Source organism: Murdochiella massiliensis (genome assembly GCF_900059565.1).
Taxonomy (GTDB): Bacteria; Bacillota; Clostridia; order Tissierellales; family Peptoniphilaceae; genus Murdochiella; species Murdochiella massiliensis.
On the sequence record NZ_FIZW01000002.1, the window covers coordinates 997919 to 1011420 of the forward strand.

At 50.8% G+C, this 13502-nt stretch carries 8 protein-coding genes; 2 read left to right on the forward strand and 6 right to left on the reverse strand.

What is annotated here, in order from left to right; translation table 11 throughout:
* Window positions 1-53 precede the first annotated feature (53 nt).
* From BN3910_RS06065 to BN3910_RS06080, 4 genes are all read right to left on the reverse strand, one after another.
* Window positions 54-1271, reverse strand: coding sequence for a hypothetical protein (locus BN3910_RS06065; protein WP_066925387.1), 1218 nt, complete (start codon window positions 1269-1271; stop codon window positions 54-56).
* Between the two features lie 28 nt (window positions 1272-1299).
* Entirely contained in the window at window positions 1300-1755 is a 456-nt protein-coding gene (locus BN3910_RS06070; protein WP_066925391.1) for an RNA polymerase sigma factor, read from the reverse strand.
* A gap of 101 nt (window positions 1756-1856) precedes the next feature.
* A complete protein-coding gene (locus BN3910_RS06075) occupies window positions 1857-3683 on the reverse strand; it encodes an ABC transporter ATP-binding protein (RefSeq protein WP_066925394.1) in 1827 nt (608 codons plus the stop codon).
* Window positions 3680-5404 carry an ABC transporter ATP-binding protein gene (locus BN3910_RS06080; protein ID WP_066925397.1) on the reverse strand — a complete coding sequence of 575 codons (1725 nt, stop codon included), beginning with the start codon at window positions 5402-5404 and terminating at the stop codon, window positions 3680-3682. Before BN3910_RS06080 ends, BN3910_RS06075 begins: the two co-directional genes overlap by 4 nt.
* 328 nt (window positions 5405-5732) lie before the next feature.
* Between BN3910_RS06080 and BN3910_RS06090 the strand changes: the two genes are divergently transcribed.
* A complete protein-coding gene (locus BN3910_RS06090; protein WP_066925404.1) occupies window positions 5733-7640 on the forward strand; it encodes a hypothetical protein in 1908 nt (635 codons plus the stop codon).
* Window positions 7641-7671: 31 nt separating this feature from the next.
* The gene (locus BN3910_RS06095; RefSeq protein ID WP_066925407.1) at window positions 7672-8352 is read left to right on the forward strand and encodes a B3/B4 domain-containing protein; all 681 of its coding nucleotides are present in this window, start codon (window positions 7672-7674) and stop codon (window positions 8350-8352) included.
* A 21-nt stretch (window positions 8353-8373) separates the two neighbouring features.
* On the opposite strand, the gene BN3910_RS06100 is transcribed toward BN3910_RS06095, so the two are convergent.
* Window positions 8374-12132 (reverse strand): phosphoribosylformylglycinamidine synthase, encoded by a 3759-nt coding sequence (locus BN3910_RS06100; RefSeq protein WP_066925410.1) that lies wholly within the window; start codon window positions 12130-12132, stop codon window positions 8374-8376.
* Window positions 12129-13415 (reverse strand): phosphoribosylamine--glycine ligase, encoded by a 1287-nt coding sequence (gene purD, locus BN3910_RS06105; protein WP_066925413.1) that lies wholly within the window; start codon window positions 13413-13415, stop codon window positions 12129-12131. Before purD ends, BN3910_RS06100 begins: the two co-directional genes overlap by 4 nt.
* Window positions 13416-13502: the final 87 nt, after the last annotated feature.

Here is a 13502-nt window from a genome sequence, read left to right on the forward strand (position 1 = left end):
TGCGAACGAGCATCAAGTTCGCACGCAGCACCTTTTTTCTTTTCAAAGAAAGATTAGAGTTTATACTCTGCTGCGTTGATCAGCTGCGTATCTTTGAGATCATGGAAAATATCTCCTAAGAAGCCACCCAAGAGACCGCTTTTTTCTTCGCCGTCCGAATTCGTATCAATGGAGGCGATTTCTTCCGCAATCATGCTGACCGCCTCCTCCTGCTCTTTCGTGCATTTGACGGTAGCACATTCGCGAATGGTTAAGTTTTTCAGAATGTCTGCCGGAGAAAGATCGGGGGAAAGTTTTACCACAGCGCATTCTTCCACAACAACGCCTTTGGGATAGCTGCGAAGCAGTTGTGGTCCCACCTTTGCCGATATTTTTTCCGATACATAGCCGATTTCCGGATCAATGACCTTTAGCGTATCGTAAACAAAGGATTGGTCAAGAAAGGTGTCTTCCAAGCTCTTGAGGACGCGCGCGTCTCCGGTTACATAGAGGTATTCTAAGCGATCCAACGCTTCTTTATCCTTGATGGTGATGTCGCCGTCAACGTAAAGTTTAGAGCCGTACTTTTTGATGGTACGCGGTTTTAACGCAACGTCTTCCTCTAATAATACGGTTCCGTCCGGGACAGGAATCACTTTGGTTTCTTCCTCAATCCGCGGCAACAGAGCGGGCATCAGGCTCTCAGCAATCACTACTTTTTCAGCGGAAAAACGAAGTTCTTTTTCTTCTATTCTGGTCGTGTTAGGAGAGGTATCAAGGAAGAACAAGGTATCGAGACAATAATAGAAATCGTTTTGTGCACGCTGTACAAAGAGATCATCAATGGATGTTGTGGAATTTAGGAGTGACGCACCATCCGGATAGTAGATGATTTTTCCATTATTCTTCAAATGATGCAGTTTTCCATTAAAACTGCGGGGCATCAGGACGGTTCCGTTGGCAACAATTTGGTAAAAACTTTCCGCAGCGGCCAAACTTCCGTTTTCTAAGGTGAGCCTTCCGTTTACCACCAGCAAGCAATCTTTTCCGTCCGCTTCCGGCCCGAGTGAAAATTCATGGTTGACCACTTTTTCGGTGAGATCCGCATTATCCGGCAGCATCGTGACGTTTGCTACGTTCAGCGTGACCGGATAGCGGTCCAATAGTTGTTTAGCGCGTTCAGTAGTTAAAATTATGGCGGCATTGATCATGATCTGATCATAACCGGTGAGGGATTCTTCCGAAACATTTCGAGCGTCACAAATGGCACAATTGATGATTTTCTTTTTCATTTGATCCTCCTTTTTGGCAGAAATATGGCTATTGAGAACATTCTTCGCGTAGTATTTTTCTGGCGCGGCTAAGCTTCGCGCGAATACCGGAAGCAGAGCAACCGTACTGCTCCGCCAACTCTTTTGAGTTATAGCCCTCAAGATAGCGCTTGATAAACAGCTCTGATAAATCAGACGGCAAAACGGAAAGCAGAAAGCCAACCTCCGCCTCGGAATATGCGGTATCTTCCTCGGTATCGGATGCAGGGGCATACTTTTTCTCTACCGCTCGGCGTCGACATTGGTCATAAAAGAGGTTTCGTGCCACTTTATAGAGCCACGCTCGGCGCTGTTTGGTTTCCATGCCGTCCAAAAGATCTTGGTGAGAGAGCGCCTTGAGGAAGGTCTCCTGCAGTAGATCTTCCGCATCGCCGATATTTCTGCACATCATGCAGCAATAATAGAGTAATTCGCTTCCAAATACGGTATAAAGCTCGGCAACCATGGGCGTCCTCCTTTCCTTGGTCTTCACTTATAGAACGGATGAGAGGGACAAAGTGTTTTTGCACGACTTAAAATTATTTATGACTTTTTTCTGATGATAGACTAAGCCAACTCTTCCAACCCCTTATTCAAACGATAATAGCGCCCTTTCTGGCGCAGGAGATCTTCATGATCGCCGCGTTCTACAATTTTTCCGTCTTCCAGCACCATAATGGCATTTGCATCGCGTACAGTGGAGAGACGATGGGCGATGACAAAAGTGGTTCTTCCCTGCATTAACTGATCCATGCCTTTGGCGATCAGCTTCTCGGTATAGGTGTCCACCGAACTGGTCGCTTCATCCAGAATAAGGATGACCGGGTCGGCTACGGCTGCACGGGCAATGGCTAAAAGCTGGCGTTTTCCCTGCGACAATTCTTCGTCGGTATCGGAAATCATTGTGTCGTAGCCATCTTTTAGTTGACGGATAAAGCTGTCTGCATTGGCCAGTTTTGCAGCATATTCTACTTCTTCATCGGTTGCGTCGAGCCTGCCGAAGCGGATATTCTCGCGAATGGTTCCGCTAAAGAGATGCGTTTCCTGTAATACCATCGAAAGTAGCGATCGCAGATCTTCCTTCTGAATTTCTTGAAGCGGCAAACCGTCAATCGTGATTTCTCCGGCATCAATTTCATAAAAGCGATTGATTAAATTCGTAATGGTTGTTTTTCCTGCGCCGGTTGAGCCCACCAGCGCAATTTTTTGTCCCGGTTTGGCATAGAGGGAGATACCCTTGAGAACCGGATGCTCGGCGTCATAGCCGAAGTGTACGTCAGTAAAGCGCACATCGCCATGAACCGGTGTTTTTCTCACCTTGTCTTTATCCTCGTTCTCTGCGACTACCCAAAACAGCTCCTGTGTTTGTACGTCCTTTTCTAATCGAATGGCACCGTCCATATTTTCAGCGGGTTCATCCATCAGCCGGAAGATGCGCTCTGCGCCTGCGATGGCGGACAGGACACCGTTAAGCTGTTGAGCGACCATGGTTACCGGACGGTTGATGGTGCGCGTATATTGCATAAAAGCGGTCAGTGCGCCGATGGTCATGATGTTTCCTATGGTATAAAAGCTGCCGACTAATGCGATAATGGCATAGAGTACGTAGGAGAAGTTGCCCATAATGGGGAAGCTTATCACACCGAAAGTGGAGGCATTGGTTGCTACGTGCTGCACGTCATCCGAACGGCGATTAAACTCTGCAACCGCGGCATCCTGCTGATTGAACAGCTGAACGACCTGCTGCGCAGAGAGCATTTCTTCAATATAGCCGTTCATTTCTCCGATCTGTTTTTGCCGTAAGCGATAGTATTTTCCGCTCTTTAACGAAATGAAGCGCAAAAGGAGAAGCGTGAGTGCCAAAAAGGCGATGACGATCAAGGTCAGTTGCCAACGCAGAAAGAACATCATCAACAGGGTCGAGGTGAACTGAATAACGGAAAGAAGAAACTGCGGAAGCGATTCTTGGATGGTCATGGACAAGGTATCGATGTCATTGGTGAAGGAAGACATGATTTTGCCGTGCGCCGTATGGTCAAAATAGGTGACGGGCAAAGATAGCATGTGCGCATTCATCTCTTTTCGTAGCTGGTAAATGGTGCGTTGCGCAAGCTGCGCCAGCCAAAGAAAACCATAGTATTCGGTGATGGTTGCGAAGGTAAACACGAGGATCATCTCTCCCATAGCAAAGAAGAAACGATGCAAATCATGATCTACAGCCACCGCATCCACGACGGGAGCTAAGAGTCCATTGCCTAAAACGCCTAAGAATGTGGAGGCGACGACCATCAGTAATCCGCCGAAAAACAGTTTCTTATTATAGCGAAAATAGGAAAACAGTCGCTTTAATACCGGAAAATTCAATGTCGGACGATGTGTTGAAGAGGACTTCATTCGGAGATTCCTCCTTCCTGCGATTCGGCAATATCTCTGTAGATAGCCGAAGTAGCGAGCAAAGTTTCGTGCGTGCCGATGGCATCAAGACATCCGGCGTCGAGTACTAAAATCTGATCGCAAGAGCGAAGCGAATCGATGCGCTGGGCAATGGTAATGGTCGTGACTCCTGTAAGCTCTTCTTGCAAGACGCGCCGGAGCTTGGCGTCGGTTGCCATATCCAAGGCGCTGGTTGAGTCATCTAAAATGAGTATTTTCGGTCGTTTGATCAGCGCACGAGCGATGGTAAGACGCTGCTTTTGTCCACCGGAAAAATTGCTTCCGTTTTGCTCGACTTCATGGTCCAGCGTCTCGGGATAGCGGGATACGAATTCCCATGCCTGCGCCTTTTTCAGGGCGTCTATAATTTCTTCGTCCGTTGCATTCGCTTTGCCCCATTGCATATTGCTGCGAATGGTGCCGGAAATCAGGGTATTTTTTTGCAAAACGATGCCGATATTTTCACGTAACGCATGAAGGGAATAGTTTTTGACGTTGTTTCCACCGACATAAATAGCGCCTTGATCGACGTCATACAGGCGGGCAATGAGCTTGACCAGCGTCGACTTTGCCGAACCGGTCGGACCGATGATGCCTAAATGTTCGCCGGAAGCAAGAGAAAAGCAGATGTCATGAAGGGTATCTTCCCGGTAGTCGGGATAGCGAAAGGAGACATGATCAAAACGTACAGAACCGTCTGGGAGGGATTCCAGGGCATTGGGTAATTCCTGTATTTCGGACGTCGTATCGATGATTTCAAAAATGCGCTTCAGCGAGGTATACCCGAACGAAAAGTTCACGAGAAACATACTAATCATCATAACGGCCATCATGACCTGGAAAACATACGTAACGAAGCCGATGATCGTTCCGGGCAGCATCTCACCGTTATAAATGAGTAAACCGCCCCGATAGAGAACGAAAAGCAGCGTAAAATAAAACAATATGCTGGAGAGCGGATTCACCAGACTGAGGATGTGTACCTGGCGAAGCTCGGTGTTCAGTAAGTCGCGATTCGGTGTATCAAATCGTTCGGCTGCATGGTTCTGTCGTCCAAAAGCGGTGATGATGTGTATCCCGTTAAGCTGCTCCTGAATCATCGCATTTAAGCCGTCCACACGCTTGCGCGCCGCAAGAAAGACCGGCAGTGCTTTACGAAAAACAAGCAAGAATACTATGGCGCAAAGAGGAAGCATCACGAGGAAAATCAGCGCTAAACTGGAATGCAGACGAAACGAAAAAATCAGGGCGAAGAGCAGTAGAAAAGGGAAGCGAAACGCCATGCGCAGGCTCATCATGGCGACCATGCCGACGGTGTCGATGTCGCTGGTCAGACGCGTGATAAGAGAAGGCACACTGATTTTATCGATGTTGTGATAGGAAAACTTCTGAACGGCGCTGTAAGCCGCCTTTCGCAGATTACCGGCGATGCCGAAACCGGCGGTAGCGCCTGAGCGCGAGCTGAGAATACCAAAGAACATGCTGATTAACGCCACACCGATCATTCGTAGAGATTGTTGCAGAATGAAGGTATGATCGTTTTGCGCGATTCCCTGATCGACAAGACGCACCATCATCATGGGAATGACGATATCGCCGAATACTTCCAGAATCATCAGCATCGGGGTGAGAAAAACCTGAAGACGCACATTTTTCGTATAAGGATAAAGTTTTTTCAGCATGGCATCCTTCTTCTACTTGCACCGGATTGAGTTATTTGCATTGGATTTAGTACTTGCGTCGGATTGGCAAATCACGATTTTACTTTATGTAACGCCGTTCTGTATACCCATTTGCATTCTGCTTATGCAACAAGAGAATTACCCGTCAGAGAACACGATTTTTACTAAGATGTTTTTTGAAAAGGTATTTCGTATCCGGAAGCCGAAAGGACACATTTTATTCACTCCTCTTCGATACGATAACAAAAAAAGAAAATCTCTTCGTCTGTGCAATATTCGTGGGCGTTCGCTATACTGAAAGGGAGAGAAAACGGCTGAAGGAGGGCGTATGTTAAGCAATCAGGATAAAAAAAAGATCGGCGCACTGGTTGGCATTCTTGTTGCCGGGACAGGTGTGCTTTTTGGCGCTCTAAAATTGAATGAAAAACCGAATACCATTGTCGATAATGGACTCTCCGGAAGCTATCAGGAATCGTTCGAGGAAGCCCATTCCTCTTCGGTAGAAAGTTCCATAATCGCTGAAGGACCGGGCTTTGATACGCAGGAATCACTATCTCGCGTATCGTATGATTCCATGAGTCTGCCGGAAAATTCCAAACCGGAATCCAGCGAAAAGAGCGGCAATTTAGTCGTTCGGCCGTCGACGTCCAGCCAAAAATCGACGCAGGAGGCAAGCAGCAAAGCGCCGGCGAGCGAAAAGGCGAATACAACGGAAAAAGCACCGAGCTCCAACGAAGCTAAGCCGAACACATCGAGCAAGGCCCCGGCGTCGTCCAAAGTAGCGTCTTCTACACAGCAAGCGCAGGAAAGTCAATCGACAAGTGAACGTACACCGGAGGAAGAATCCTCGTTAGCTTTAGCCAAAGCGTCCGAAGAAGCGGCGGCAAAAGTACCGTCCACGCCGTCGTCGAAAGCATTAGCCGAATTACCGGTATTTGAAAGCCAGCGTCTGGGCAATACGAAGGTCGTTTTCTATCAGCACCCTTCGCTCAGCCTCGGATTGGACTTGCGCACGCAACAAAAAATGGCGGAACAGTTGTATGTTTTTCCAACCAAAGACGGTTTTGTCCTCTTCCCGCGTCAGATGATGAGCCTGATGGGCATGGACGAAAAGGAGTTGAAAGAGAAGCTGGAAAAAGGCTTGAAAATTCCGGGTGCGATTACCGTTTCTCTTGTAGATGCCAAGAAAAAAGAGGAATTGGAAAAAGCGGACAAGGCGCACAGCTTGCGCTTCACCGAAGCGGAAGACGGACGCTTTTATGTGATCCAAAAAGAGGAAAAGGATCTGGAGCGGTACCAAAAAGTATACGGTATGCTGGATAAAACGCTCAGTCCGCAATTTATTGCCGAGAACTTAAGTACCGCCGGTATGATCGGAAATCCCCCGAAAGAGGCCAAGGACGTTACGCTCGGTACGCAGCAGGCCGAATGGGAAAAACTGGTTTCTATGATGAAAGATAATCCTGCCGTGGTGGAATGGAATTGGAATCTGCCGTTACTGGCTTCTTCCGATGGATATCTGTATGAAGGAAAAGACCTTCGTGCCAATGTGCCGGAAGGCAATCCCAGTTATGCGTTCGGACGAATGGATCTGAACGATGATGATGTTCCGGAATACCTCATCCATGCCACGACAGCCGGTTCAAAAGAGGGTACGGCCGCCGGCTATTGGGCCATTTTGGAACCAACGCCTTCCGGACTGAAAGTGGCAAACATCATCAATCAAGGTAATGGCGATTTGCTCCGTCATCAGGACAAACTCATCCTGCCGACAATGGATCAAAATAAAGATACCGTTTCGTTGGCGGTGCAGGAAACGAATTTGGCCAAAGGTACCGATCGTGAGGATTTACCTCGGGTGGTCTTCCAGGCGACCGGAAAAATGACGGGGAAGGAGCTGGCCCAAACGTATCCCGATGAATCGATTGTTCCGATGAAAGACATGGTCTATCGGTTCAAAATGAAGGACCTTGAAAAGTTGCTTGATTATGCGGTAGAGGTGATGGGCGAGGCCAGTCGTGTAGAACTCATCGGGTCGGTTACCGAGGAAAAAACGGGATGGACGAATCCCCACGGAACGCGCGAAACGAAGATTGAGGATCCGTTGCTGTATTTACAGGAACGCTATCCGGATTTGCCGCTTACACCCGATCGCTTGAAGAAGGCGACGTCCACGGCGACGTTTAAGGATTTGGAGGATGCCCTTACGCCGGGTGACTTCGACCGCGTCGAATAAACTCGGCTCAACGGATTAGAAAGGGACACGCATGAAACTCATCTTGGATCCCAGTTTGGTCGACTTGGGCATTACGGATATTGTGGTCGGATTAGCGCAAAACGTCAATCCGCAAGCCGAATTGACGGAAAATTTGAAAAATAAGCAGAGAAAAATGGAGGAATGGGCGCTTTCGACGTCGATGGACGAGGCGATGGAACATCCCATTACCAAAGGCTATCTGAATATGATGCAAAGCGTTGGACGAAGCGTGAAGAAGAATCCGCCGACGGTGCCTGCGCTGATTCGCAACATCCAGAGGCGAGGCACGATGCCACACGTGAACACCATTGTCGATATTTATAATGTGGAGTCGCTGCGTTCCTTTTTAGCAATTGGCGGCCATGACTGGGATAAGGTGACGGAGCCGATTACCTTTACGGTGAGCGGAAAAGAAGATGAGTTTTTACCCATCTTATCCACGAAAAAGCATGTGGCGGAGACGGACTATCTATATCGCGACGCGAACGGCATTATGGCCTGGATGGGCGTACGCGACGGAGAAAACTATAAATTTGATGACGATACCAAAAATGCTATTTTTATCATTGTAGGGAATGCGGAAACATCGATAGATATGCGCTTGGAGGCGCTTTCACGCATCGCCGGGGACATGGCCGAATGCATGCCCGGGCTCGTGTTTACGACCGAAGTGATTCACGCCGAGGCGTGAATCACTTCGATACGCAATTTTTTATTCTTTGTTAAAGTACTCTTTTGCCGCTTCAAACAACTTAAGATCCGCAACTTCCGGCAGATTCCGATAGAGGAAGCGACCGGTGCGCTCGCTGTGCCCCATTTTGCCGAGGATTCGTCCGTTGGGCGAAAGCAGAGCCTCAACAGCTCCCAAGGACCCGTTCGGATTGTAGGCAATATCCATGCTTGGTTCACCATGCGCATCGACATACTGTCCAGCAACCTGACCATTTTTAAACAGCTGCTTTAAGCGCGCTTCATCCATCTGCAAACGGCCTTCTCCGTGGGAAACGGGAACGCGGAAGCATTGTCCCGGTGTAACATGGGCGAGCCAAGGCGAATTATTGGTGACGATGCGCGTGGTCACCATCTGCGACTGGTGACGTCCGATCGTATTGTACGTGAGCGTCGTCAATTCAGGACTGGGCGGCATCAGGCGTCCGAAGGGGAGCAGTCCGAGTTTTACCAGTGCCTGGAAACCGTTGCAGATGCCCAAAATCAGCCCTTCACGACGATCTAACAAGTCGGTGAGCGCATCGGCGAGTTCCGCATTGCGGAAGAAGGCGTTGATGAGTTTGGCGCTGCCATCCGGTTCATCCCCGCCGGAAAATCCGCCCGGAAGGAAGAGGATCTGTGCCTCACGAAGGGCTGCGGCCATTTCCTCGACGCTTCGAGAGATGTCTTCCGTAGTTTGGTTGCGTACGAGCTGAATGCGGGGAACAAGTCCTGCGCGTTCAACATAGCGCGCCGAGTCCACTTCACAGTTCGTTCCCGGAAAGACGGGAATTACAACGCTTGGCGCCGTATTTTGCAGGGAGAAGGTTGTGCCGTGATAGATCGGGAAGGGATGCGACTCGGCGTGTTTTTTCGCCAGCTCTACGGCATCTTTCGCTTCGGCAAAAAGCGAGGCAGGTGGCGCTGCCGGTGTCGTGGGATAGATGTCCTTAAGTGTTTCTTTTCGCAGGGCAGAAATACTCTTCAGGTCAATTGTGGCATCCGGGAAGGTCAGCGTATAGGCTTCCGTGGTTTTGCCGATTTCCTGCACGTTCACGCCGGGAAGGTCACCAAGCGGATTATCCGATGCGATGAGGAAGGCACCGAAGCCGGGCGTCGTAAGAAGCGACGGCGTGACTTCTTTCGTTAACGAGGCGCCGATTTCGTTTCCGGCAGCGGAGAGCACCAACGCTTCCATCAGTCCGCCGTAGCCAAGCGCATAAGCGCTATGCACATCTTCACGTTGCGTGAGGTCTTCCATGGAGGTAAAGAGAGCGTTCAACGAAGCGAGTTCCGGTAATCCCGCGGGATTTTGGTTCGGACACAGCAGCGTCAAGTACTGACCCGGTGCTTTCCATTCGGGGGAAAGCACGCGTTTTACGCTGTTTGTAGTGATGGCGAAGGAGACGAGTGTCGGCGGAACATCCATGGATTCAAAGGTGCCCGACATGGAATCCTTTCCACCAATGGAACCGACTTCGAGATCCAGTTGTGCCTGTAGGGCGCCGAGAATGGCTTCGAGCGGTTCCTGCCAACGCTCAGGGATATCTCCGGGGCGCTTAAAGTATTCCTGAAAGGTCAGATACGTCTGTTTTCGATCGGCACCCGTTGCCAGCAGTTTTGCCAGCGACTCAACGACCGCAAGATAAGCGCCGTGATATGGACTCTTTTCCGCTACTTCCGGGGAGTAGGCCCAGGACATGAAGGATGCCGTATCGGTTTCCCCCTTTTCGAGGGCAATTTGATGCACCATAGCCTGAATCGGTGTAGAATGCGTTTTTCCGCCATAGGGCATGAGGACCGTTCCCGCACCGATTGTGGAATCGAAGCGATCCACCAAACCATGCTGATCGGCATTGCGCAAATTGCGGGCAAACGTGGTAAAGAGTGCTTCGAGGTCTTTTTCTTCGGTCGTGGGTTTCGGCTGCCACGTCGCGGCTCTTGCCGGGATGGAAATGTGCTTTTCCGCGCCGTTGGAATCTAAAAATTCACGCGAAAGATCCAAAATGGTTTGGCCGTTCCACTCCATTTGCAGACGGGGGATGGCCTGAATTTCAGCCACAACAGTAGCTTCCAGGTTTTCGGATGCGGCAAGGGTCATAAATCGCTCGCGATTTTCCGGCGCAATGACCACAGCCATGCGTTCCTGCGATTCACTGATGGCTAATTCGGTACCATCCAGTCCGGCATATTTCTTGGGCACGCGATCCAGATAGATATGGATGCCATCAGCCATTTCGCCGATGGCAACCGATACACCGCCGGCGCCGAAATCGTTGCAGCGCTTAATCATACGCGCTGCTTCGGCATTACGGAAGAAACGTTGCAATTTCCGCTCTTCCGGCGCATTTCCTTTTTGTACTTCTGCGCCTGCCGTTTCCACGGAATGCAGGGTGTGCGCCTTGGAGGAACCGGTGGCTCCACCGATGCCGTCGCGGCCGGTACGTCCGCCGAGAAGAATGACCACATCACCGGGAGTCGGTGTTTCCCGTACAACATTTTTTGTCGGCGTGGCGGCGACGACCGCTCCGATTTCCATACGCTTTGCCGCATAGCCCGGATGGTAGATTTCATGCACCATGCCGGTGGCCAGACCGATCTGGTTGCCGTAGGAGGCATAGCCTTGCGCCGCTTCCGTAACGATTTTGCGCTGCGGAAGCTTCCCTTTCAGCGTTTCGGCAAGAGGGGTACGCGGATCGGCCGCGCCGGTTACGCGCATGGCGGCATAGACATAGGCACGCCCGGACAGCGGATCACGAATGGCTCCGCCGATGCAGGTGGAAGCACCGCCGAAGGGTTCGATTTCTGTGGGATGATTGTGTGTCTCGTTTTTGAACAACAGCAACCACGGCTCTTTTTTGCCGTCAATGGTCACGTCCATGTGTACCGTGCAGGCGTTGATTTCTTCCGAAACATCCTCACCGGTGAGTTTTCCGGTTTTACGCAGGTAACGTGCAGCGATGAGGGCCATATCCATGAGACAGATCGGCTTGCTGTCCCCGGTTTCTTTCCGAAGGCGAAGATAGGTTTCATAGGTATCCTGCAACAGGCGATCTTCAAAGGTCACCTCATCAATGATGGTGCGGAACGTGGTATGACGGCAGTGATCCGACCAATACGTGTCAATCATACGAATTTCGGTTTCGGTCGGATCGCGCTGTTCTTTTTGGAAATAGCGCTGACAGAAGAGAAGATCATCGTCATCCATGGCGAGCCCTTTTTCCTCACGGAAGGCGGCAAGCGCCTCGGCATCAGCATGGATGAATCCCTCCAGCGTAGGCACAGCTTTTGGCTCGGTTTCCGCCCACTGCAAGGTTTCCGGAAGGGCATCGGATGCTTCGCGTGCTTCCACGGGGTTGATAAGATGCGTCCGCAGGCGATCCTGATCCTCTTCGGAAAGCGTGCCTTCAAAAAGATAGACGCGCGCGGTTTTTACGCGCGGCTCTTCCACGCGAGAAAGCAGGCGCAGACAGAGCTCAGCGGAGTCGGCCCGCTGATCGAATTGGCCGGGAAGAGGCTCAACGGAAAGATGCGCATCGGATTGCGGCAATTTTTCCATGACCTCATCTACCGTAGGATCGGAAAAAATGGTCTCGACCGCTTGGGCAAAAACGACATCATCGACGCCTTCCACATCGTAACGATGCAAAATACGTACACTCTTGAGTGACCGCACCTGCACAAAATCCTGCAGGTCATGCAGAAGCGCGCGTGCTTCTTGCGCATGGGCGGGCTTCTTTTCAACATAGACACGACGAATCATGCTTGGCTCCTTTCCAGCGCTTCAAGCGCTTTCTGTCCGATATCGGTGCGGAAGAACTTGTTGCGAAAGGTGACGAATTCCGCCGTTTTGTAGGCTTTATCGATCGCTTCGCGAAGCGTCGGCGCCGTTTCGACTACGCCGACCACGCGTCCGCCGTTGGTATAGTAGGTGCTTCCTTTTTTACGCACTCCGGCGCAGAAAATTTTATCGCGCAGGTGACGAGGAAGTGTAATTTCCACATTCTTTTCGTATTTTTTGGGGTAGCCGTCGGAAGCTAAAACGACGCAGCAGGAAGCGCCATCTTGAAACTGCACCATATCCGCATCCAGTGTTTCGTTGGTAACGGCCTGAAAAAGGGTGAAGAGGTCGCTTTCAAGAAGAGGAAGGATAGCCTGTGCCTCAGGATCGCCGAAGCGGCAGTTGTATTCCACCACTTTCGGGCCATCTTTTGTGAGCATGAGTCCGAAGTACAGGCAGCCTTTGAAGGGGATGCCCTCCTCGCGCATACCGTTTATGGTCGGTTCAAAAATGGTTTTTCGGCACAGTTCGGCGATGTCCTCGGTATAGAACGGATTGGGAGCAATGACGCCCATGCCGCCCGTGTTGGGTCCCTTGTCGCCGTCATAGGCGCGTTTATGATCCATGGAGGAGAGGAGAGGAACGATGGTCTTGCCGTCGGTAAGGGTGAGCACCGTCACTTCCGGCCCTTCCATGAATTCTTCCACGATGAGACGATGACCGCTTTCCCCGAAGGCATCTTTCTCCATAAAGCGCGTAAGCGTTTCCTGGGCTTCTTCTTCGGTTTCGGCGATGACGACACCCTTTCCCAGTGCCAGACCGTCCGCTTTGATGACCAGCGGAAGACGTCCGGCGTTTGCTTCGGCATGCACATAGTCACGGGCTTCCTGCACATTCTCGAAGGCTTCATAGCGTGCAGTGGGAATGGCGTGGCGTTTCATAAAGGCTTTCGCAAAAATCTTGGAACCTTCCAATTGCGCAGCGGCTTTGGTCGGGCCGAAACAAGGGAATCCCGCTTCGGTAAAGTAATCGACCGCGCCCTCTACGAGCGGATTGTCGGGACTGACAACGATATAGTCGACGTGCTCGGTTTTGGCAAACTGCAGCAGCGTTGGAAAGGCATCGACGGCGATGGGAAAGGGCGTTCCGCCATCCATGCCGTCGTTTCCCGGTGTGCAGTAGATGCGGTTAATGGTCGGATTTTTGCGCAACGCCTTGATGATGGCGTGCTCGCGGCCACCGCCGCCCAAGATCAAAACATTCATCAGACACCTCTTTCTGTGCTTCGCGCATTGCGCGCGCGGATTTTCATGCCTTGCGTCGTTTTTTCTCGCGGCACTCTTAAACATGCA